This is a genomic window from Cnuibacter physcomitrellae (assembly GCF_014640535.1).
In the GTDB taxonomy this organism is placed as follows: domain Bacteria; phylum Actinomycetota; class Actinomycetes; order Actinomycetales; family Microbacteriaceae; genus Cnuibacter; species Cnuibacter physcomitrellae.
This window is the reverse complement of the sequence record NZ_BMHD01000001.1, coordinates 2,951,570-2,971,465: the sequence shown is the minus strand read 5'-3', so window position 1 is coordinate 2,971,465 and position 19,896 is coordinate 2,951,570. Positions and strand designations below refer to the sequence as shown.

The 19,896-nt window shown below is 72.3% G+C and carries 24 protein-coding genes; 7 read left to right on the top strand and 17 right to left on the bottom strand.

The window, feature by feature from the left end; genetic code table 11:
* Positions 1-17: 17 nt before the first annotated feature.
* Positions 18-533, bottom strand: a complete 516-nt coding sequence (locus IEX69_RS14025; protein ID WP_085017929.1) for a DUF5684 domain-containing protein — start codon at positions 531-533, stop codon at positions 18-20.
* 47 nt (positions 534-580) lie between these two features.
* Here IEX69_RS14025 and IEX69_RS14020 point away from each other — a divergent pair, with 47 nt between their 5' ends.
* Together IEX69_RS14020 and IEX69_RS14015 are read left to right on the top strand one after the other, a co-directional pair.
* On the top strand, positions 581-1,477 hold the full coding sequence (locus IEX69_RS14020; RefSeq protein WP_085017927.1) for an aldo/keto reductase: 897 nt from the start codon (positions 581-583) through the stop codon (positions 1,475-1,477).
* Positions 1,478-1,481: 4 nt separating this feature from the next.
* Positions 1,482-1,928, top strand: coding sequence for a DoxX family protein (locus tag IEX69_RS14015; protein ID WP_085017924.1), 447 nt, complete (start codon positions 1,482-1,484; stop codon positions 1,926-1,928).
* On the opposite strand, the gene IEX69_RS14010 is transcribed toward IEX69_RS14015, so the two are convergent.
* The gene (locus IEX69_RS14010) at positions 1,918-2,901 is read right to left on the bottom strand and encodes a GlxA family transcriptional regulator (RefSeq protein ID WP_085017922.1); all 984 of its coding nucleotides are present in this window, start codon (positions 2,899-2,901) and stop codon (positions 1,918-1,920) included. The two genes, IEX69_RS14015 and IEX69_RS14010, sit on opposite strands and share 11 nt — an antisense overlap.
* Positions 2,902-2,963: 62 nt before the next feature.
* The gene (locus IEX69_RS14005; protein WP_174604375.1) at positions 2,964-3,695 is read right to left on the bottom strand and encodes a nuclear transport factor 2 family protein; all 732 of its coding nucleotides are present in this window, start codon (positions 3,693-3,695) and stop codon (positions 2,964-2,966) included.
* 198 nt (positions 3,696-3,893) lie between these two features.
* On the opposite strand from IEX69_RS14005, the gene IEX69_RS14000 reads away from it, so the two are divergent.
* Positions 3,894-4,838, top strand: coding sequence for an NADP-dependent oxidoreductase (locus IEX69_RS14000; RefSeq protein WP_217348656.1), 945 nt, complete (start codon positions 3,894-3,896; stop codon positions 4,836-4,838).
* A 116-nt stretch (positions 4,839-4,954) separates the two neighbouring features.
* Here the strand turns inward: IEX69_RS14000 and IEX69_RS13995 are convergent, their stop codons facing one another.
* The 7 genes from IEX69_RS13995 to IEX69_RS13965 all read right to left on the bottom strand — a co-directional run bounded on the left by IEX69_RS13995 (position 4,955) and on the right by IEX69_RS13965 (position 9,146).
* Positions 4,955-5,128, bottom strand: coding sequence for a CsbD family protein (locus IEX69_RS13995; protein ID WP_085017918.1), 174 nt, complete (start codon positions 5,126-5,128; stop codon positions 4,955-4,957).
* Positions 5,129-5,191: 63 nt separating this feature from the next.
* Entirely contained in the window at positions 5,192-5,809 is a 618-nt protein-coding gene (locus IEX69_RS13990; RefSeq protein ID WP_085017917.1) for a hypothetical protein, read from the bottom strand.
* The gene (locus IEX69_RS13985) at positions 5,806-6,390 is read right to left on the bottom strand and encodes a DNA/RNA endonuclease G (RefSeq protein ID WP_085017915.1); all 585 of its coding nucleotides are present in this window, start codon (positions 6,388-6,390) and stop codon (positions 5,806-5,808) included. The genes IEX69_RS13990 and IEX69_RS13985 overlap by 4 nt, the downstream gene beginning before the upstream one ends.
* Positions 6,387-6,812 (bottom strand): NTP pyrophosphohydrolase, encoded by a 426-nt coding sequence (locus IEX69_RS13980; RefSeq protein WP_229756369.1) that lies wholly within the window; start codon positions 6,810-6,812, stop codon positions 6,387-6,389. The genes IEX69_RS13985 and IEX69_RS13980 overlap by 4 nt, the downstream gene beginning before the upstream one ends.
* A complete protein-coding gene (locus IEX69_RS13975; RefSeq protein WP_085017914.1) occupies positions 6,812-7,000 on the bottom strand; it encodes a DUF2273 domain-containing protein in 189 nt (62 codons plus the stop codon). Before IEX69_RS13975 ends, IEX69_RS13980 begins: the two co-directional genes overlap by 1 nt.
* On the bottom strand, positions 6,997-7,488 hold the full coding sequence (locus tag IEX69_RS13970; RefSeq protein ID WP_085017912.1) for an Asp23/Gls24 family envelope stress response protein: 492 nt from the start codon (positions 7,486-7,488) through the stop codon (positions 6,997-6,999). Before IEX69_RS13970 ends, IEX69_RS13975 begins: the two co-directional genes overlap by 4 nt.
* A 179-nt stretch (positions 7,489-7,667) precedes the next feature.
* A complete protein-coding gene (locus tag IEX69_RS13965; protein WP_085021281.1) occupies positions 7,668-9,146 on the bottom strand; it encodes a cryptochrome/photolyase family protein in 1,479 nt (492 codons plus the stop codon).
* A gap of 321 nt (positions 9,147-9,467) precedes the next feature.
* Here IEX69_RS13965 and IEX69_RS13960 point away from each other — a divergent pair, with 321 nt between their 5' ends.
* Genes IEX69_RS13960 through IEX69_RS13945 form a run of 4 tightly spaced genes read left to right on the top strand, consistent with a single transcriptional unit; the run spans position 9,468 to position 13,924 of the window.
* Positions 9,468-10,007: a MarR family winged helix-turn-helix transcriptional regulator gene (locus IEX69_RS13960; protein WP_174604374.1), complete on the top strand. Its 540-nt coding sequence runs from the start codon at positions 9,468-9,470 to the stop codon at positions 10,005-10,007.
* Complete coding sequence (locus tag IEX69_RS13955) at positions 10,004-11,455, top strand: alpha/beta hydrolase (RefSeq protein WP_174604373.1); 1,452 nt, start codon at positions 10,004-10,006, stop codon at positions 11,453-11,455. Before IEX69_RS13960 ends, IEX69_RS13955 begins: the two co-directional genes overlap by 4 nt.
* Positions 11,446-13,008 carry a GMC family oxidoreductase gene (locus tag IEX69_RS13950; RefSeq protein WP_229756368.1) on the top strand — a complete coding sequence of 521 codons (1,563 nt, stop codon included), beginning with the start codon at positions 11,446-11,448 and terminating at the stop codon, positions 13,006-13,008. Before IEX69_RS13955 ends, IEX69_RS13950 begins: the two co-directional genes overlap by 10 nt.
* Positions 13,009-13,027: 19 nt before the next feature.
* A complete protein-coding gene (locus IEX69_RS13945) occupies positions 13,028-13,924 on the top strand; it encodes an aldo/keto reductase (RefSeq protein ID WP_085017907.1) in 897 nt (298 codons plus the stop codon).
* A 231-nt stretch (positions 13,925-14,155) separates the two neighbouring features.
* Here the strand turns inward: IEX69_RS13945 and IEX69_RS13940 are convergent, their stop codons facing one another.
* The 7 genes from IEX69_RS13940 to IEX69_RS13910 all read right to left on the bottom strand — a co-directional run bounded on the left by IEX69_RS13940 (position 14,156) and on the right by IEX69_RS13910 (position 19,893).
* On the bottom strand, positions 14,156-14,911 hold the full coding sequence (locus tag IEX69_RS13940) for an alpha/beta hydrolase family protein (RefSeq protein ID WP_085017906.1): 756 nt from the start codon (positions 14,909-14,911) through the stop codon (positions 14,156-14,158).
* Positions 14,904-16,151 carry a kynureninase gene (kynU, locus tag IEX69_RS13935; RefSeq protein WP_085017905.1) on the bottom strand — a complete coding sequence of 416 codons (1,248 nt, stop codon included), beginning with the start codon at positions 16,149-16,151 and terminating at the stop codon, positions 14,904-14,906. The genes IEX69_RS13940 and kynU overlap by 8 nt, the downstream gene beginning before the upstream one ends.
* Positions 16,148-17,005, bottom strand: coding sequence for a tryptophan 2,3-dioxygenase (gene kynA, locus IEX69_RS13930; RefSeq protein ID WP_085017904.1), 858 nt, complete (start codon positions 17,003-17,005; stop codon positions 16,148-16,150). Before kynA ends, kynU begins: the two co-directional genes overlap by 4 nt.
* Before the next feature lie 143 nt (positions 17,006-17,148).
* Positions 17,149-18,144, bottom strand: coding sequence for a type I glyceraldehyde-3-phosphate dehydrogenase (gap, locus tag IEX69_RS13925; protein WP_085021278.1), 996 nt, complete (start codon positions 18,142-18,144; stop codon positions 17,149-17,151).
* A gap of 98 nt (positions 18,145-18,242) precedes the next feature.
* The gene (locus tag IEX69_RS13920; protein ID WP_373284496.1) at positions 18,243-19,184 is read right to left on the bottom strand and encodes a GlxA family transcriptional regulator; all 942 of its coding nucleotides are present in this window, start codon (positions 19,182-19,184) and stop codon (positions 18,243-18,245) included.
* 11 nt (positions 19,185-19,195) lie between these two features.
* A complete protein-coding gene (locus tag IEX69_RS13915; protein ID WP_085017903.1) occupies positions 19,196-19,525 on the bottom strand; it encodes a DMT family transporter in 330 nt (109 codons plus the stop codon).
* Positions 19,522-19,893, bottom strand: a complete 372-nt coding sequence (locus IEX69_RS13910; protein WP_085021277.1) for a DMT family transporter — start codon at positions 19,891-19,893, stop codon at positions 19,522-19,524. The genes IEX69_RS13915 and IEX69_RS13910 overlap by 4 nt, the downstream gene beginning before the upstream one ends.
* Positions 19,894-19,896 lie beyond the last annotated feature (3 nt).

Below are 19,896 nucleotides of genomic sequence, written 5' to 3'. Positions count from 1 at the left end.
CGCGCGGAGGCGCGAGCTCAGGCAGCGGGAGGGGTGGGAGGGGCGGGGAAGACGGGGAGGGCCTCGGGGGCGGTGGCGTAGTCGGGGACGACCGAACCGTAGCCGACGCCGGGCGGCGGGTAGCCGGCAGCGGTGATGCGCCAGGGCTCGTACACGGAGTCGCGCGCGCCGAGCATGAACGCCCACACGAAGGGGAGGAAGATCCCGAGCACCACGAACGCGGAGTCGCGACGGAAGGCGATCTGGGTGCGAACCATCCCGATCGCGTTGAAGACGAGCGTGACGATGGAGGCACCAACGAGCGGCAGCAGCGCCAGCCATCCCGGCTGCCCGCCGAGCTTCAGCCACACCCAGGTGTTGTAGTAGGGCACCCACGCGATCCACGGCTTCACGCCCACCTTGCGGTAGAGCGACATGAACGCGAACCCGTTCACGACATAGACGGCGACGCCAAAGAGGAAGGCGAACCCGAGGATCACGAGGTACGTGGCCACGAACGCCGCGATGAGGGCCCCACCATCCGTCTCGTACATGCGTCCAGCGTAGCCAGGGAGCCGCGGATGGTGTTCCCTTGAACTCGATGACCGAGAACGACACCCCCAGCCCCGCCCCCGCCGAGACCACAGAGCCCTCAGCGCCCACCGACGGTGGCCACCCGATCGCGGGCGGCCTCGTCCTGCCCCGCATCGGATTCGGCACCTACCCGCTCCGCGGCGCGACCGGCCTGCGCATCCTCTCCGACGCCCTCGACGTCGGCTACCGGATGCTCGACTCGGCCTTCAACTACGAGAACGAGGGCACGGTGGGCACGGCGATCCGCGCGAGCGGGATCCCGCGCGACCAGGTCGTCGTGGCGTCGAAGCTGCCGGGCCGCCACCAGGAGTACGACAAGGCGCTCGAGATCGTCGAGGAGAGCGTCTACCGCACGGGCCTGGAGTCGATCGACCTCTACCTGATCCACTGGCCGAACCCCAAGGTCGGGAAGTACGTCGAGGCGTGGCGCGCCCTCATCGAGGCGCGGGAGCGCGGCCTGGTCAAGGCCATCGGCGTGAGCAACTTCCTGCCCGAGCACCTCGACCGCCTGACCGCGGAGACCGGTGTCACGCCCGTGGTCAACCAGATCGAGCTGCACCCCTACTTCCCGCAGGAGGAGCAGCGCGCCTACCACGCCGAGCACGGCATCGTCACCGAGGCCTGGAGCCCGCTCGGCCGGAAGACCGACCTCCTGGGCGACCCCGTGATCGCCCGGATCGCCGCCGACCACGGCATCGAGCCCGGCCACGCCATCCTCTCGTGGCATCTCGCGCTCGACACCCTCCCGCTGCCGAAGTCATCGAGCCCGGAGCGCCAGCGAGGCAACCTCGAGGTCCCCCGCGCCGACCTCCTCACCCCCGACGAGGTCGCCGAGATCACCGCACTGGGTCGCCCCGACGGCCGCGCCGCCGGGCAGGATCCGGCCGAGTACGAGGAGTTCTGAGCCCATGCCGCTGTCGCTGAAGCACCTGCTGGAGCCCGCCCCGCCCACCGAGACCAAGCGGACGCTGGCTCGGCTCGGCCTCGGCGGCATCCTCGTCTTCGCGGGCACGTCGCACCTCACGTTCGCGCGGAAGGACTTCCGCGCCCAGGTGCCGCCGTGGCTGCCGCTGCCCGTCGACCTCGTGGTCGTGCTGAGCGGGATCGTCGAGATCGCCCTCGGCAGCGCCCTGCTGCTGCTCGGCAGGCAGCGCGTCCCGGTGGGCTGGATCGTCGCGACGTTCTTCGTGGCGATCTTCCCCGGCAACATCGCGCAGTACGCCGAGCACCGCGACGCCTTCGGCCTTGACACGGACGCGAAGCGTCTGGCGCGCCTTCCCGGTCAGCCGCTGCTGGTCTGGCTCGCGCTCTGGTCGACGGGCGCCTGGCGCGACCGTCGACGGCTCACGTCGTGACGCGCTCGGGCGCGGGCTGGAAGGTGCGCCGATAGGTCAGCGGTGAGACCCCGAGCGCGTCGGCGAGGTGGTGGCGCAGCGAGGTGGCGGTCGCATAGCCGACGCTCGTGGCGATGGCGTCGATCCCGAGATCGGTGGTCTCGAGCAGTCGCCGCGCGAGGTCGAGGCGTTGCCGCGTGAGCCAGCGTCGCGGCGGGAGGCCGGTCTCCTCGCGGAAACGGCGCACGAACGTCCGCTCGCTCATGTGGGCGTGCCGCGCCAGGCGCGTGATGGTCAGCGGTTCCTCGAGCCGCGCCAGCGCCCACTCGCGGGTCGCCGCGGTGGAGGCGTCGCCCGCCTCCGGGATGGGACGCTCGACGAACTGCGCCTGCCCGCCCTCCCGGTGCGGGGCGACCACGCAGCGGCGTGCCGCCCGGGCAGCCACGTCCGCGCCGTGATCGAGGCGGATGAGATGCAGGCACAGGTCGATGCCCGCCGCCGCTCCCGCCGAGGTCAACAGGTCGCCCTCGTCGACGAACAGCACGTTGTCGTCGAGGTCGACCTCGGGGAACCACGACCGGAACACCGGCTCGCACTGCCAGTGCGTCGTCGCGCGCCTCCCCTCGAGCATCCCGGCCGCCGCGAGGGTGAACCCGCCCGTGCAGATCGACGCGATCCGCGCCCCCGGCCGGATGCGCGCCATCGCTCCGGCGAGCTCCTCGCTCAGGGAGGGCCGCAGAGCCCGGGGATCGACGGGTGCGACGATGACCGTGTCCGCCCTCTCCAGCGCCTCCGCTCCGGCGGAGGGCACCACGTCGAACCCCGCGTTGGTCGAGAAGGGGCCGCCCGTCGGCGAGCAGACCGTGACCATGTAGCCGGCCTCGGCCGCGCCGAAGATGCGGGACGGGATGCCGAGCTCGAACGGGTACACACCGTCCTGCGCGAGCACGACGACGTGATGACCGGCGGATGCGGTGGGCTCGGGAGCGGGCATGGCACGATCGTAACGTCCAGCGAGAGGCCTGCCACCCTCCCGGGGACGGAGAAGGGGCCTCGTCAGAAGGCGCCGTTCCCGTGGGGGAGCTGCGGCGGTACCGGGACGACGAGGCTCCAGTGCTCGGCGATGCGCCCGTCCGCCACCCGCCAGAGGTCGTTGGCGATCAGCGGCGCCTCCTCGCTCCCGGCCTCCGACCGGGTGTAGACGAGGTCGCCCTCGGCGATCACCTGGTGCAGCACCCGACGACGGAGCTCGCCGCTCGAGATCCGACGCTCGAGGTCGTCCTGACCGTCGAGGCCCTGGGGGTCGTGCTCGGCGTAGTCCGGCGCGACGTCCAGCGGTCCGGAGCCACGGATCAGGACGCCGTCCACGAAGTCCTCGACGACGCGGCGGGCACGCTCGGCGTCCTCCCGATGGGTCGGCTCGAGGGGACCGTCGAGCGGGGTGCGGCCGTTCGGCGACGCGCCGGCGAGCGGTCCCAGGGCATCCCAGTGCTCGACCACGCGATCGCCCTCGACGCGCCAGACGTCGAAGCCGAGGAGCGGGACCGGCGCGAATCCGTGGAACACACCCTGCGTCACGACGAGGTCGCCGTCGCCCAGGATGCGGACGAGGTCGTAATGACTGTCCGCGGACAGTCCCGACACCAGGCCCCGCAGGCCCGGCGTGCCGTCGGGCGCCAGCGCGGAGTGCTGGGTGTAGACGGGGCCGAACAGCTCGTCGACCGCGCTGAGGTCCTTCGCGTTGAACAGACGGTCCGTCGCCTGGGCGACGATCTCCTGGGGGGACATGGTGCTCCTGGGTTCTGGGTGGGCAGGGTCGACGGCGGCCGACGTCAGGCACGCTACGCAGCCCGCTGAAGCGCCTGAAGGGACGAACCGGCCAGCTTCCACCGGTTTCGCGCCGATCGGAGCGGATGGCGAGATTCCATCGGGAGATGACATTCCTGTCGTGGCCTGGCGGTGGAGCCGCCGCCTAGCGTCGATCGCATGACAGAGACCATGCGAGCCATCGTGCAGGACGAGCTCGGCGGACCGGAGGTGCTCCACGTCGCCGAGGTCGAGCGACCGACACCGTCGCTCGGCCGGGTCCTGGTGCGCGTCCACGCCGCCGGGGTGAACCCCGCCGACGAGATGAACCGGCGGACCGGGACCTTCAGCGGCGTGCCGCCCTTCACCCTCGGGTGGGACGTCTCGGGTGTGGTCGAAGCGGTCGGACCTGGCGTGACGCTGTACCGCCCGGGCGACGAGGTGTTCGGCCTGCTGCCCTTCCCCTCCGGCAGCGGCGCGTACGCCGAGTACGTCGTCGCTCCGACCCGGGTGCTCGTCCCGAAGCCGGCGAGCCTCTCGCACGTCCAGGCTGCCGCTCTCCCCCTGGCAGGGCTGACCGCCTGGCAGGCCCTCGCCGAGACCGCCCGGCTGACGTCCGGCGATCGTGTGCTCATCACGGGCGCGACCGGCGGCGTCGGTCACCTCGCCGTGCAGATCGCCGCCGCGGCGGGCGCCGAGGTCGTCGGTCTCGCCTCCACGGAGAACCTCGACCTCGCCCGGGATCTCGGCGCCACCACCGTGCTCGACTACCGGGGCGACGACGTCCTGGCCGGCCTCGGAGAGCTGGACGTGGTCTTCGACACGGTGGGGAGGTACGCGGCGGAGGCGGTGCCGACGATCCGATCCGGGGGCACGCTCATCTCCACGCTGCCCCAGACGCTGGGCGATGCGGTGCAGAAGGGGGCCGAGCACGGCATCCGCGTCGCCGGCCTCTTCGTCGAGTCGGACCGGCTCGGGCTGAACGCCCTCGTCGACCTGGTCGAAGCGGGGCGTCTGCGGCCCCTCATCGCCGCCACCTACCCTCTCGACGAGGCCGCCGCCGCTCACGCCGAGCCCCACGGACCCGGCAAGGTCGTCCTCGTGGTGCGCCCGACCGTCGACTGACGGACCGCGCACACAGAGGACCCCGGGCGCCGTGGGGCGGCCCGGGGTCCTCGCCGGTGTGGGTGGCACCGGTCTCGGCCGCGCCTCGAGGCGCGGGGTCGGGTGTCAGGAGTCGACTACTCCTTGAAGGCGTCCTTCACGTTCTCGCCGGCCTTCTTGGCGTCGGCCTTGACCTGGTCGGCCTTGCCCTCGGCCTCGAGACGCTCGTTGCCGGTCACCTTGCCGATGCCCTCCTTCGCCTTTCCGGCGATGTCCTCGGCGGCGTTGCGGATCTTGTCGTCCAGTCCCATGGTGTCTCTCCTTCGTGTGTGGGTGTTGGGTCTTCGATACGGATGAGTCTGTGGTGCGGTGGTTCAGTTCACCCGGCGTGCGTCCGTCGCGAGGCGGGCGCGGAGGCCGGTGTGGATCGAGATGTAGGTGGGGATGTCCTGGCCCGTGAGGGTGGCGAGGTTGTCGGTGAGCCGGGCGAGCAGCTCGGCCACCGCGCGCGGCGACGTGTTCTGCCGCGGCGTCACCGAGACGTGCAGCACGGGCCGCCCCTTGACCTCGTTCGCCGAGACGCTGCTGGCGAGGATCTCCTCGTGAACGCTCAGGGTGTTCCTGATCGCGTCGGAGGCGAACGACTCCTGGACCGTGACGGGCCCGAGGGGGCTCTCCGCTCCCGTCGCCCGGAGGACGGTGCGGCTGCGCCGCCCGCCCAGGTGGGCCAGGACCACGATCGCGAGCACGATGAGCAGGGCCAGGGCGGCCAGCACGGCTACGACCAGCCAGCTCAGGGTGGTGCCGTCGTAGAGGGGTGTCGCCGCGGACGTGTCGCGAGCCCATCCGAGGGCGCCGCCCACGGTGGTCGTCCAGGCCTGTCCGAAGACCGGCCAGAGGACGGCCGTCGTCGCAGCGGCACCGGCGGCCAGCAGCACGAGGCCGACGACGAGGAGGATCGCGCGGTTCAGGCCGCGGTTCGTCGAGTTCATGACAGCGGCTCCTTCTGGGCGGGCTTCTCGATGCGGATACGGACACGCAGCGCCGGGGTGAGGCGGTAGCCGGTGAGCTCCTCCTCGGCCGCGGCTCGGACGGCCGCGGGGTCGACGGTGAGGCCGGGCTGGGGCCGGACCGTGATGTCGGCGGCACGGTGGGCGACGCCCACGGTGACGTTCTCCCGTCCGAGCGAGAGCTCGTCGCTCACGTGCTGGGCAAGCGCCTGGGCGATGACGCCGTTGTCGACGACCACCGCCTCCTCCCCCATCCGGTGCTTGGGCAGCCGGCCCGCGCCGAGGGCGAGCACGATCAGCACGAGACCGATCAGCGCGACCACGATCGAGCCGCCGACGACAGCAGCGGCGGGCTGCGCGGTCGGCAGAGCCGCGAGCCAGTCGAGCCCCTGGCCGGGCGAGAGGAGGAGCGGTGGCAGCGACAGCAGCCGCAGCACGATCTCGACGCCGAGGTAGGCCAGCCCGAGCATCAGGACGACCAGCACGATCGCCGTCGCCGCGGTGCGCGGGGAGTGCGTCTCGCGACGCACGACGCGGCCGAGGACCGGATCGGTGGTGGTCATCGCACTCTCCTTCGCTTCGGGATGGTCGCGCCGGTCACCACGACGGCGACCCTGGTGATGTCGCGTCCGGTGACCTGAGCGAGCTGGGTCTGCAGCCTCTGCTGGATCTCGGCGACCCGGTCGAGCACGGTGGCTCCGGCGCGGATGGCCTCGGTGTCCTCGAGGTCGGGGATGGGCAGCGGGGACTGGACGCGGAGGGCGTAGCCGCCACGCCAGTCGGTCACATCGACCTTCACGGCGCCGCGGTCGACGCCGATGGTCGTCGCGGCCGCCTCGTGCACGACCTTCTCGATCACGCGGTCACGGACCTCGGTGCGACCGGCCACGGCGGGGGCCGCGGGGTCGAGGATGCGGGCCCCGGCGGCCAGGCTTCCCCTCGGAGCCGAGGAGAGCGGGCCGCCGGGGGCGGTCAGGGTGCTCATCAGGAGGTCCGCCTCCCGGTGAACACCCCGGCCAGGGCGCGCAGGTCGAGCTGACCGGACGCCACCCGGGCCACGACCGCGCCGATCGCCATGAACAGGGCCACGAGGAGGAATCCCCAGAACCCGAACAGGAGCGCTGCGGCGGCCAGGACCGCGCCCATCAGGGCGCCAGTGGCGGTGGCGCTCATGCGACGCGCGACTCGGTCTGGTCGTCGCTGTCGTCACCCGGGATGTGGACGTCGTTCACGTCGACGTTCACCTCGACGACCTCGAGGCCGACGAGACGGGTGATGGCGCCGGCGACGGCGTTGCGGACGTTGGAGGCGACCTCCTGGATCGGGGCCGGGTACTCGACGACGATCGTGATGTCGGCGGCGGCCTGGGTCTCGCCCACCTCGACCTTCACGCCCTGACCGAGGTCGGTGGCGTTGATGGCGTCGCGGATGGCGCCGAAGGCGCGGGCCCCGCCGCCGCCGAGCGCGTAGACGCCGGAGACCTCACGGGCGGCGATGCCCGCGACCTTGGCGACGACGCCGTCGGCGATCGTGGTCTTGCCGCCCGCGGTGTCCTCGGTGGTGACCCGCGTGGTCGGGATCGATCGGTCGACGCGCGACGCCGGCACGGTGGGGGCCTTCGTCGTCTTCTCGACGGGGGTGGTGGTGGTCTCGTCAGCCATGAGTGGGTTCCTCTCCCTGATACGCGATGTCCGGGCTGCGCATCGGGTGGTGCGCTCCGGGAGCGTCGTGTTCGTCGCTCTGCAAGTAGGACGCCCCTCCGCGGAGAAACGTCACGAAAAAGTTCGAAGAATTTCTGCGAGGGCTCGATAGGCCCGTCCTGACGCGGATCCGGATGCGCTCACCAGCGGTCACGGTGGGCCTCCTGGGCGACGACGGCCTCCCGGTCGGCGAGCCGGCGCAGTCCGGCGAGCGGCTGCGCCATCCGGTGGTTCCCACGGAGGCGCGGCTCGACCCGATCGAGGAACGCCCAGTACCCGGCGGTGAACGGACAGGCGTCCTCGCCCAGCCGCACCTTCGGGTCGAAGCGGCAGGATCCGCAGTAGTCCGACATCCGGTCGATGTAGGCGCCACCCGCTGCATAGGGCTTGGTGGCGACGATGCCGCCGTCGGCGTGCTGCGACATCCCGATCACGTTCGCGGGCATCACCCACGGGGTGCCGTCGACGAACATGTCGACGAACCAGTCGTTCAGCGCCACCGGGTCGTAGCCGTGCTGGAGGGCCCAGTTGCCGAGCACCATGAGCCTCTGGATGTGGTGCGCCCAGCCGTGGCGGCGCATCCCCTCGATCGTCTCGCTCAGGCAACGCGACTCGATCGACGAGGCGTCGAGCTCGCGGAACGCGGCCGGCAGCGGGCGACGGGCGTCGAGCGCGTTGTGCGAGGTGCGATACCCCTCGCCCAGGTACCAGTAGAGGTGCCAGACGTAGTCGCGCCATCCGGCGATCTGCCGGACGAAGCCCTCCGTGCTCGGCAGGGGCGCCCGTCCGGCGTGGTACTCCGCCGCGACCCGCTCGACCACGTCGCGCGGGTCGAGCAGCCCGAGGTTCAGGGCGGGGCTGAGCAGGGAGTGGGCCATCGTCCAGTCGCCGTCGAGCATCGCATCCTCGAACGGACCGAAGTCGCCCAGCCGCGACTCGAGGAAGTCGTCGAGGGCCCGCTCGGCCTCCGCTGCCGTCGCGGGGAACCGGCGCGGACCGTCGTCGCCGATCAGGCGGACGGCGCCGTCCGCCTGCCAGCGGTCGAGGTCGGCGCGCACCTTCTCGTCGATCTCGTCCTCCTGCGGCCACCACGGGTCGGGCAGCCCGAGCCGGGCCGCTCCCTTCGGCGGCGGTTGCCGGTTGTCGTGATCGAGGTTCCAGCGGCCGCCCTCGGGCTGATCGCCCCGCATGAGCAGTCCCGTCCGCTCGCGGACGCCGCGGTAGAAGTCCTCCATCAGCAGGCGCCGCCCACCGCGCGAGTCGGCCCAGGCCCGGAACTCCTCCTCGGTCGTGACGAACCCTCGGCTGGGGAGCACGGTCATCCCACGCCGACGCACGAAGCGACGAGCTGCGTACGACGTGGGATCGACGACCTCGAGGTCGTCTCGACCGTCGACCGCCTCGCCGTACCGCTCCACGCGGTGGTACTCCACGCGGTCGCCGAGCTCGGCCGCGCGGTGGCGGAGCGCCGAGAGGATCAGGTGCGCCTTGGCCCTGTGCATCGGACGACGCCCGAAGACCGACCGCGCCTCGACCAGCATGATCGGGCCGCCGTCGTCGAAGAGCGGCCCGAGCTGCCCGGCGAACAGCCAGCGCGTACGGGGCGGGGAGGTCGTCATGCGCTCACCGTAGGACGGCATTCGGGAACAGTAGCGGAAAATGCAGAAACTACCTAGATTGTCTAATGACTCGGCAATCTAGCGATATCAACCCTTCGACAAGGAGCGCATCATGGCCCCCATCCAGCTTCCCCCGCTCGAGCTCCTCGTCCCGGCGGATGCCGTCGACTACGTCCGCGACTGGCACCCCTTCGCGGATGCGCGGACGCTCGACGACGCGCAGGCGGCCTGACCCTGGTCCAGATCGCGCCGGAGCTCCTGGCCGGCCCGACCACCTCTCGGCCCACGGCGGCTGCGGTCATCGCGCCGGCGCCGACCCCCGTGCCCGCGCCCGCCGCCGTGCCCGCGCCCGCCGCCGTGCCCGCGCCCGCCGCCGTGCCGGTTCCGGTCGCCGTTCCCGCCACGTCGGGCACCCGGACTCCAGCGGAGCTGCTCGTCGAGGCGCTCGAGCGCTACCGGGAGTCGGAGCAGGCCATGCGCCGTCGACTCCAGGAGGCGATGGGGATGAACCCGAGCGACCTCCATGCCCTCCGCATGCTCATCGCGGCACGGGGTGCTGGGAAGAGCCTCTCCCCGAAGGAGCTCGCCGAGCGCCTCGGCTTCTCCTCCGCGTCGGTGACGGCCCTGCTCAACCGACTCGAGCGATCCGGGCACCTCGAGCGCGAGCCCGACGCGGCCGATCGTCGCGGCCTGATCGTCGTGTCGACCGGCGCGACCGACGCCGAGATGGAGGCGCGTCTCGGCCGGATGCACGCGGCGATGATGGAGGTCGCCTCGTCGCTGGGCCCGGTCGAGGCCGCCGCGGTGATCACCACGCTCGAGCGTCTCTGCGAGGCGCTCGACGCACCCGACGCGCCGTGAGCGGGGCTCACGCCGTCCGGTCCACCCCCTCCGACCCCGCGGCTGAAGGCGCGCCGCGACCGACGGTGTTCGCGCTGCACGGACTCGGCCTGACGGGCCGGGCGTTCGACGAGGTCGCCGCCCTTCTCCAGCCCGACTTCCGGCTGGTCGCGATAGACCTGCCGGGCTTCGGGACGGCCGCCTCGGCCGGCGCCGCCGGCGTCGACGAGATGGCGGATGCGGTGCTGGCGCGGATCGCCTCGGAGACGGTCGGCCCATGGCTGCTCCTGGGCCACAGCATGGGGGGCAAGGTGGCGTCCGTCGTGACCTCCCGCGTGCTCGACGGGTCGGCGCACGTGTTCGGCCTCCGTGGGATCGTGCTGCTCGCCCCCTCCCCCGTGACGCCCGAGCCCATGGCCGACGACAAGCGCGAGGAGATGCTGTCCTGGCTCACCGGGCCACGACTCGATCCGGAGCATGCGCGCGAGTTCGTCGACGACAACGTGGGATCGCCGTGGACCGCTGCGCAGCGGGAGGAGGCCGTCGAGCTGGTGCTCGACGGGTCGACCGAGGCCTGGGAGTCCTGGCTGCTCAGGGGCAGCCGCGAGGACTGGGCGGACGCGGTCGGCGCGCTCGACGTGCCCGCCCTCGTGTTGGCCGGCGAGGAGGACGGCGATCTCGGGGCCGACGCGCAGCCCGACCTCGTGGCGCCCACCTACCCACGTGCCACCGTGCAGACGCTCGCCGGAGCCGGCCACCTGCTCATGCTCGAGCGGCCCGCGGAGGTTGCCGACGCTGTCCGCTCGTTCTGGGCCGACGACGCGTCTCGGGCGCCGCTCGTCCCGGAGCACCTCGCCCGGGTGATCGCCTCCGACCACACGGGCGCGCGAGTCCGCGGCGCCTTCGCAGGCAGGGCCGTCGCCGACGATCGCACGGCGCCGCCGCGAGCGCTGACGGAGGCCCAGCTCGACACGCTCCGGTCCGTCCTGGCCCGGGTGCTCCCCGCTGACCTCGGGGGCCTCGACCTCGCCGCCCGTCTCGATGCGCGCCTGGCCGAGGGCACCGGAGACGGCTGGCGACACGGCGACCTCCCCGACGATGCCACCGCCTACCGACTCGGGCTCGACGAGCTCGCGCCCTTCGACGGCTCGCCGGAGGAGCGGGACGCGCTGCTCACCCACATCCAGGAGGGCAGCTACACGCCTCGATCCGACGGCCTCACCGCCCGCCAGCTCTCGCTCTGGTTCACCGACCTCTGCGCGGATGCGGCGACCACCTGGCTGCAGCATCCCGCGGCGCTGGCGGAGATCGGGTTCGACGGGTTCGCGACGGGCGGCGACGGGCCGCGGAAGCAGGGCTTCACCCGACTGACGCTGGGCACCAGGGAGGGCTGGGAGGGGTCGCCTGGCGGGCCCTCCGTCGTCCACGAGAGCCAGATGATCAGCAGAGAGGAGAGGTCGTGGACCTGAGCCGGATGCGCACACACGGCGAGGAGGACGTGGTCGACGTCGTCGTAATCGGCACCGGCGCGGGCGGTGCGCCGCTGCTCGCGTCTCTGGCCGCTCGGGGGATGCGGGTCGTCGCGCTCGAGGCGGGCGAGAACCGCACCCCCGAGGACCATGCCCCCGAGGAGACCCTCGCCTCCGCCGACATCAACTGGATGGACGAGCGGCTCAGCGCCGGGTCGGATCCGACCGCCTTCGGACCCAACAACTCCGGGCGCGGGGTGGGCGGCTCGAGCCTGCACTGGGGCGCCTTCACGCCGCGCCCCGACGCACGCGACCTCCGACTGCGGACGGAGACCGGCCTCGGCCGCGACTGGCCCGTCGACCCGGGCGAGCTGACCGACTACGTGCGCCGCGTCGAGCACGAGATCGGCGTCTCGGGCCCCGCGCGGTATCCGTGGGACCCCTCCCGCCGCTACGAGCAGCCGCCCGCGCTCCGCAACGCGCCGGCCGACATCATGGTGCGCGGATGCGAGCAGCTCGGCATCTCGGCCTCCGACGCCCCCGCCGCGGTGCTCACCCGCGACCGGCACCAGCCCTCCTGGGGGATGCGCCAGGCCTGCGTGAACTGCGGAGCATGCCACCAGGGCTGCCGGAACACCGCCAAGGCCTCGATGGACACCACCTACCTCCCCGCGGCCGTCGCCGACGGCGCGGAGATCCGCCCCGGATGCACGGTGCACACGATCGAGCTCGACGCCCGCGGGCGTGTCGAGGCCGTGGTGTACCGCCAGGACGGACAGGACCACCGCCAGCTCTGCCGCACGCTCGTGCTGGCCGCGGGCGGGGTCGAGACGCCGCGGCTGCTGCTCCACACCGGCCTCGCGAACGGCAGCGGCCACGTCGGCCGCCACTTCCTCGCGCACGGGGCCACCCAGGTGTGGGCCCGCTTCGACGGCGAGGTCCGCGGTCACCGCGGCTACCCGTCGTCCATCATCACGGAGGACTTCGTGCGTCCCGACGACGTGTCGTTCGCGGGCGGGTACCTCATCCAGAGCCTCGGTGTGATGCCGCAGACCTTCGCCACGACCCTCACGCGGGGCGGCGGCCTGTGGGGCTCCTCTCTCGTCGAGGCACTGCGTGACTACCCGCGCATGTCGGGGCTCGGCATCAACGGCGAGTGCCTTCCGTCCGACTCGAACGCGCTGGTGCTCTCGGACGAGGTCGACGCGATCGGCGTCCCCAAGGCGCGGATCACGTTCAACTCGGGACCGAACGAGGAGGCCATCAAGGCGCACGCCGTCGACGTGATGACGCGCATCCTCGAGGCCGCCGGAGGCACCGACGTGCGTGTGCTCGACCGCACCGCCCACACCATCGGGACCTGCCGCATGGGCACCGACCCCGACGATTCCGTCGTCGATCCCTGGGGCCGGAGCCACGAGATCCCGAACCTCTGGATCTCCGACAACTCCACGTTCCCGAGTGCGCTCACCGCGAATCCCGCGCTGACGATCATGGCGCTGGCGCTGCGGACGGCCGATCGCATGGCCTCGTCGGAGGCTCGGGTCGCCTAGCAGGCGTAGCGTTCTGGGCATGAGCATCCCCACGTTCACCCTGAACAACGGCGTCGAGATCCCCGTCATCGGACTCGGCGTGTACCAGAGCGCCCCCGAGGAGACCGCCGCCGCGGTCGAGGCCGCGCTGTCGAGCGGCTACCGGCACATCGACACCGCGGCGGCGTACCGCAACGAGCGTCAGGTCGGGGAGGGCATCCGGGCGTCCGGCGTCGACCGGTCCGAGGTGTTCCTGGAGACCAAGGTGTGGGTGAGCGACTACGGCTACGACGAGACGCTCCACGCCTTCGAGAAGGCCACCCGCAAGCTCGGCGAGGGATTCGAACAGCTCGACCTCCTGATCCTCCACCAGCCCGCCCCTGGCCGGTTCGAGAAGACGATCGGCGCCTATCGGGCCCTCGAGACCCTCCTGGCCGACGGCCGCGTGCGGGCGATCGGCGTGAGCAACTTCACCCCCGCCCACCTCGACCGGCTCGCTGCCGAGACCTCGGTGGTGCCCGCCGTGAACCAGGTCGAGCTGCACCCCTACTTCTCGCAGCCCGTGCTGCAGGCTGCGGATGCGGAGCGCGGCATCCTCACGCAGGCGTGGTCGCCGATCGGCGGCATCACCTTCTACCCGGGCTGGGGCGAGGACCGCAGGAACGTGATGGAGGACGACACGATCGCCGCGATCGCGGCCGCCCACGGCAAGAGCCCGGCGCAGGTGATGCTGCGCTGGCACATCCAGGAGGGGCGCTCGGTGATCCCGAAGTCGGTGAACCCGGCGCGCATCGCGGAGAACATCGACGTCTTCGACTTCGAGCTCAACCCCGACGAGCTCGCCCGCATCGACGCGCTCGACACCGGCCGCCGCAGCGGCCCCGACCCCGACGTCGAGCGCCCGGAGATGTTCGACCGCCCCATCCCGGAGGAATGACCGCTCGACCCCTCCCGCTGGCCGACGCTCGTCACGGAATACGGTCAACCTCCGCATATACGGCGGGGGTCGACCGTATTCCGTGATGAACGACCGGCCACCCCGCCGCGGGCGGGGCCCCGCAGGCCCGGAGCGTGACGCTCGACACCGAATACGCACCAGTGCCGCCGTATACGCGGGGACTTCCGCGGATTCGGTGTCGAAGCGACGGAGGCCCGGGCGGGGACGGCGTCAGGAGCGCGGGGCGGTGAGGGCCTCGACGACGGCGGCGAAGGCGGGCGCGGTGGGGTCGATGAGGTCGAAGTGGTCGGCGCCCTCGAGCTCGGAGAGCGCGGCGTCGGGGTGGGCGCGGGCGTAGGAGCGGCTCTGCACGACCGGGACGTCCTCGTCGGCCGTGCCGTGCACGAGGTGCACCCCGCCCACGGGCGAGGGGAGCCCGAGCGGGTCGGCGGAGGCGAGCCGCTCGGCGAAGCCGGGGGCGTCGACGCTTAGCAGCTCGCCCACGGCATCGTCGCTGTACCGGCCGCGATGCGCCTCGGCGAGGTCGAGCACACCGGCCAGCGCGACCACGAGCGGCGTCGCAGCGAGACCCACCCAGGCCTCACGACCCGGTGCCTCGGTGAAGGCGCGCACCGCGAGGTGCCCGCCCGCCGAGTGGCCGGCCACGACGTCGGGTGCGAGCCCCGCGGACGACGCCCACTCGACCGCGGCCCGCACGTCGTCGAGCGCGGCGGGCCACCCGCCGCCCTCGTCGCCGATGCGGCGGTACTCGGGCAGCACCACCGTCAGCCCGCGCGAGGCGAGCGCCTCCGCCATCGGACGCAGGTGCATCCGGTCGTACCGGGCGCGCCAATAGCCGCCGTGCACCAGCAGCACGGTCGGGCCCCACTCCGCCGAGCGGTACACGTCGACGACCTGCGCGGGATGCGCGCCGTACGCCGCGACCGAGTCGGGCTCACGCGCCACGCGGTCGAACAGGTCAGCCACGGGCGACGAGCTCGTCGCGGACCGCGCCGACGGCCAGCTCCAGCTCGGCGAAGCTCGTCGATAGCGGCGACAACCCGAGGCGAATGCCGGTCGGCGGCCGGAAGTCGGGGATCACGCCCCGGCGCCACAGCTCGGGCACGATCTCGACGAAGGCGGGATGGTCGACGGTCACGTGTCCGCCTCGCTGCGCCGGATCGCGCGGCGTCGACAGCGTCACGCCGAGTGGGGCGAGCACCTCGTCGTACAGCTCGAGCGCGAACCCGGTCAGGGCCACGGACTTCTCGCGGACGGCGTCGATCCCGGCCTCCTCGATCAGGTCGAGCATGGCCTGCATCGGCTGCATGCCCACCACCGGCGGCGTCCCGCTGACGAACCGGCGGATGCCGTCGGCAGGATCATAGGACTCCCCCATCCGGAACGAGTCCTTGACCCCCATCCAGCCCTGGATCGGCTGCCGAGCGTCGGGGATCATCTCCCGCCGCACGTAGAGGAACGCGGGGGCGCCCGGGCCGCCGTTGAGGTACTTGTACGTGCATCCGACCGCGAGGTCGACCCCCCACGCGTCGAGCTCGATCGGCACGACGCCGACGGAGTGGCAGAGGTCCCAGAGCACGAGCGCGCCGTGCTGGTGCACGAGCTCGGTGATCGCCCGCGCATCCGCGAGGTGCCCCGACCGGTACGCGACGTGGCTGAGCACGACGACCGCAGTGTCCTCGCCGAGCACGGGCGCGAGATCGTCGACGGTCGGACCGCCGGCCGGGTCGACGTCGATCCAGCGGATGCGCGCCCCGGTCTCGGCGGCGATCCCCTCGACCACGAACCGGTCGGTGGGGAAGTTGTGCCGGTCGATCACGATCTCGTGGCGCCCGGGTCGCGCCGCGAGCGCGGTGCGCACGAGCTTGTACAGCGACACCGTCGTCGACTCGCCCACCACCGTCTGGCCGGGAGCCGCGCCGAGGCAGCTCGCCGCGATCCGGTCGCCGAGCGTGAGCGGGAGGTCGAACCAGCCCTCGTCCCAATGACGGATGAGGCGGCCGCCCCAGGCGGTCTCGACCAGCTCCGCCATCCGCTCGGCGACCCCGCGGACGGGGCGGCCGAGGGAGTTGCCGTCGACGTAGGCGAGCACGCCAGGGTCGTCGCTGCCGACGAAGCGGTCGCGGTAGCCGGCCAGCGGGTCGGCCCGATCGAGCTCGCCGGCGCGGGCGGAGGGGGCGACGGGGGTGGGGGTCGTGGTGGTCATCGTCGTCCGATCTCGGTGCGCACCGCGAAGAGCTCAGGGAAGAAGGTGAGGTCGAGGGCCTGCTTGAGGAAGCCGACTCCGCTCGAGCCGCCCGTGCCGGTCTTGAAGCCGATCGTGCGCTGCACGGTGCGGAGGTGACGGAACCGCCAGGTCTGGAAGTCGTCCTCCAGGTCGACGAGCTCCTCGCACGCCTCGTAGGCGACCCAGTGCGCCGTCTCGTCCTCGTAGATCTCGCGGAAGAGCGGCACGAGCGAGTCGGTGTACACGTGCGCGACCGTCACGTCGCGGTCGAGGACCTCGGCGGGCACCGCGTACCCCGCGCGAGCCAGGTAGCGGAGGAACTCGTCGTAGAGGCTCGGCGTGCGGAGCAGCCGCTCCAGCTCCGCCCGAGCGGCGGGCTCGCCGTCGAACACGGAGAGCATCTTCGCGTTCTTGTTGCCGAGGACGAACTCGACCGCCCGGTACTGCCACGACTGGAACCCCGACGAGTTGCCCAGGAAGTGCCGGAACTGGGCGTACTCGCTGGGAGTGAGGGTGGCGAGCACCGACCACTGCTCGGTCATCGTCTTCTGGATGTGCTTGACGCGCGCGATCTTCTTCAGCGACCCGGCGAGGTCGTCGGCCGCGATCATCCGGGACGCGGCGGTGAGCTCGTGCAGCATGAGCTTGAGCCACAGCTCGGTGGTCTGGTGCTGGATGATGAACAGCAGCTCGTCGTGGTGCTCGGGGACGCTGACGGGGTTCTGCGCGGAGAGCAGCGTGTCGAGCGAGAGGTACGAGCCGTACGTCATCTTCTCGCGGAGGTCGGTGACGATCCCGTCCTCGAGCTCCCGGGTGTTGTGGTCGATGCCCATCGGTCCATCGTCGTGCATCCGGACGACACTGTCGATCGGCCGCGGGCCGGACGTCGCCCGCGACGCCGTCGCTCATCACGGGATTCGGCGAAGCCCGCCGAATAGCCGGGGGCTCGCCCGAATCTCGTGATGAGCGACGGGGCTCAGGCCCCGAGCAGCTCGAGCGTGTCGACGACGCGGTTCGAGAAGCCCCACTCGTTGTCGTACCAGGCGACGACCTTCACGTGACGACCGTCGACGCGGGTCAGCGCGGAGTCGAAGATCGACGAGGCCGGGTTGCCGGTGATGTCGCTCGACACGAGCGCATCCTCCGAGTACTCGAGCACGCCCGCGAGCGGGCCGGCGGCCGCCTCGCGGTACGCGGCGAGCACGTCGTCGCGGGAGACGTCGCGCGAGACCACGGTGTTGAGCTCGACGATCGAGCCCACCGGGACCGGGACGCGGATCGAGTCGCCCGAGAGGCGGCCGTCGAGCTCCGGCAGCACGTGCCCGATCGCCTTCGCCGCGCCCGTGGACGTCGGCACGATGTTGATCGCGGCGGCGCGGGCACGACGCGGATCGCGGTGGGGCGCGTCCTGGAGGTTCTGCTCCTGCGTGTAGGCGTGCACGGTGGTCATGAACCCGTGCTCGATGCCCGCGAGCTCGTGCAGCACACGGGCGAGCGGGGCGAGCGCGTTGGTGGTGCAGGAGGCGTTGGACACGATGCGGTGGTTCTCGGGGTCGTACGCGTCGGTGTTGACGCCGTACGCGAGCGTGACGTCCGCCCCGTCGGACGGCGCGGACACGAGCACACGCCGCGCGCCGGCGTCGAGGTGCGCCCGTGCGGCGGATGCGGCGGTGAAGCGGCCGGTCGACTCGAGGGCGACGTCGATGCCGAGCTCGGCCCAGGGCAGGTCGGCGGGGTCGCGCTCGGCGAGCACGCGGATGCGGCGCCCGTCGACGACGAGGGTGTCCCCGTCGACCTCGACCGGCCGGCCGAGGCGGCCCGCGGTGGAGTCGTACGCGAGCAGCCGCGCGAGCGCGGCGGGCTCGGTGAGGTCGTTGATCGCGACGACCTCGATGTCGGAGTCGCGCTCGAGAAGGGCGCGGAGGACGTTGCGGCCGATGCGGCCGAATCCGTTGATGGCGATGCGAGTCATGACGGCAGTCTCGCGCCGCCGCCGCGACACCGACAGTGGCTGGATCGACAGCATCCGCAAGTTTCGCGCCATATCTCGCGGTGGCGGGAGGGCGCGGGTCAGTCGTTCGGGGTGAAGGTGCGACGGTAGGCGCCGGGGCTGGTGCCGAGGATGCGCTGGAAGTGCATCCTGAGGTTCGCCGCCGTGCCGAGGCCGACGTCGGCGGCGATCTGGTCGACGCTGCGCTCCGAACGCTCGAGCAGCTCCCGCGCCGCGTCGACGCGCACGCGCAGCAGCCACTGCATCGGGGTGTAGCCGGAGTCGGCGAGGAACTGCCGCGAGAGGGTGCGCGGCGAGACCGCGGCCTGGCGGGCCAGCGCGGCGAGGGTGAGCGGCTCGTGCAGGTGCGCGATCGCCCACTCCCGGGTCGCGGCGAAGCGCTCGCCGAGCTGCTCCGGCACGGTCCGCGGCACGTACTGGGCCTGGCCGCCGCTCCGGTAGGGCGCGGCGACGAGCCGACGCGCGGCGTGGTTCGACGGGCCGACGCCGAGGTCGCCTCGGATGACGTGCAGGCAGAGGTCGATCCCGGAGGCGGCGCCCGCGCTCGTGAGCACGTCGCCCTCGTCGACGAAGAGCACGTTCTCCTCCACGGTGATGAGCGGATGCGTCCGCGCCAGTGCCGCGGTGTAGTGCCAGTGGGTCGTGGCGCGGCGGCCGTCGAGGAGGCCCGTCGCGGCGAGCGCGAACGCCCCCGTCGAGATCGCGGCGAGGCGCGCGCCGCGCGCGTGGGCGGCCGTCAGCGCCTCGAGCACCGCGAGCGGCGGGCGGGTGCGGTCGGGATGCCGGTACCCGGGGACGAAGACGATGTCGGCCCACTCGAGCGCCTCGAGGCCGTGCTCGACGGCGTAGGCGAGACCGTCGCCGCCCGCGACGATCCCCTTCTCGGCGCCGCACACCCGCACCTCGTACGGCATGCTGTCGCGGGTGGTGAACACCTGCGCGGGGATCCCCACGTCGAGCGGCTTCGCCCCCTCGAGCACGAGGACGGCGACACGTCTCAGCCGGGGACCGCTCAGTGCTGGACCCCCGTCTCGACCAGGAGGACGCCGCCGATGATGAGCGCGACGCCCGCCGCCATCAGCCAGGTGAACGGCTCCTTGAAGAGGACGCGCCCCGCGACGGCGGTGAGCGCCACCCCCGCGGCCGTCCAGATGCCGTAGGTCACCCCGAGGGGCACCCCCTCGGCGAGGGTGAGGACGAGCATCGCGAACGCGATCGGGTAGCCGATCGCCACCGGGATGATCCACAGCCTGCTGCCGTGGGTCGCCATCCGCAGCGAGAGCGTGGCGCCGACCTCGGCCAGGATCGCGATGGCGAGGAAGAGGATGCTGAGCCCGCTCACGAGGCGGCCCCCGCATCCGCCTCGCGCTCGCGCTCGCGCCTGCGCTGCGCGCGCTGCGACCCGAGCTCGATCGTGAGCACGCCGAGGATGATGAGCGCGATCCCGCCCAGCATCGGCAGCGTGAGCGGCTCGCCGAAGAGCAGTGCGCTGAACAGGGCGGTGAGCGCGACCCCGCAGGCGCCCCAGATGCCGTAGGCGACGCCGATCGCCATCCCGAGCTTGAGCACCCGGGAGAGCAGGGCGAACGCGCCGATGTAGCCGATCACGACGGTGACGTACCAGCCCGGCGCGTCGAGCGCGGCCTTGAGCGACAGCGACCCCATCACCTCGAGGCCGATGGTCACGGCGAGCAGCACCCACTTCAGCACGGG

What these genes read in the sequence shown, in the direction of transcription:
- IEX69_RS13970 (WP_085017912.1), bottom strand. Translation starts at nt 7,488, where the DNA reads ATGGCTGACGAGACCACCACCACCCCCGTCGAGAAGACGACGAAGGCC.
- IEX69_RS13965 (WP_085021281.1), bottom strand. Translation starts at nt 9,146, where the DNA reads ATGACGACCTCCCCGCCCCGTACGCGCTGGCTGTTCGCCGGGCAGCTC.
- IEX69_RS14020 (WP_085017927.1), top strand. Translation starts at nt 581, where the DNA reads ATGACCGAGAACGACACCCCCAGCCCCGCCCCCGCCGAGACCACAGAG.
- gap (WP_085021278.1), bottom strand. Translation starts at nt 18,144, where the DNA reads ATGACTCGCATCGCCATCAACGGATTCGGCCGCATCGGCCGCAACGTC.
- kynA (WP_085017904.1), bottom strand. Translation starts at nt 17,005, where the DNA reads ATGGGCATCGACCACAACACCCGGGAGCTCGAGGACGGGATCGTCACC.
- IEX69_RS13945 (WP_085017907.1), top strand. Translation starts at nt 13,028, where the DNA reads ATGAGCATCCCCACGTTCACCCTGAACAACGGCGTCGAGATCCCCGTC.
- IEX69_RS14005 (WP_174604375.1), bottom strand. Translation starts at nt 3,695, where the DNA reads ATGTCCCCCCAGGAGATCGTCGCCCAGGCGACGGACCGTCTGTTCAAC.
- IEX69_RS14015 (WP_085017924.1), top strand. Translation starts at nt 1,482, where the DNA reads ATGCCGCTGTCGCTGAAGCACCTGCTGGAGCCCGCCCCGCCCACCGAG.
- kynU (WP_085017905.1), bottom strand. Translation starts at nt 16,151, where the DNA reads ATGACCACCACGACCCCCACCCCCGTCGCCCCCTCCGCCCGCGCCGGC.
- IEX69_RS13980 (WP_229756369.1), bottom strand. Translation starts at nt 6,812, where the DNA reads ATGAGCACCCTGACCGCCCCCGGCGGCCCGCTCTCCTCGGCTCCGAGG.
- IEX69_RS13985 (WP_085017915.1), bottom strand. Translation starts at nt 6,390, where the DNA reads ATGACCACCACCGATCCGGTCCTCGGCCGCGTCGTGCGTCGCGAGACG.
- IEX69_RS14025 (WP_085017929.1), bottom strand. Translation starts at nt 533, where the DNA reads ATGTACGAGACGGATGGTGGGGCCCTCATCGCGGCGTTCGTGGCCACG.
- IEX69_RS14010 (WP_085017922.1), bottom strand. Translation starts at nt 2,901, where the DNA reads ATGCCCGCTCCCGAGCCCACCGCATCCGCCGGTCATCACGTCGTCGTG.
- IEX69_RS13990 (WP_085017917.1), bottom strand. Translation starts at nt 5,809, where the DNA reads ATGAACTCGACGAACCGCGGCCTGAACCGCGCGATCCTCCTCGTCGTC.
- IEX69_RS13995 (WP_085017918.1), bottom strand. Translation starts at nt 5,128, where the DNA reads ATGGGACTGGACGACAAGATCCGCAACGCCGCCGAGGACATCGCCGGA.
- IEX69_RS13975 (WP_085017914.1), bottom strand. Translation starts at nt 7,000, where the DNA reads ATGAGCGCCACCGCCACTGGCGCCCTGATGGGCGCGGTCCTGGCCGCC.
- IEX69_RS14000 (WP_217348656.1), top strand. Translation starts at nt 3,894, where the DNA reads ATGACAGAGACCATGCGAGCCATCGTGCAGGACGAGCTCGGCGGACCG.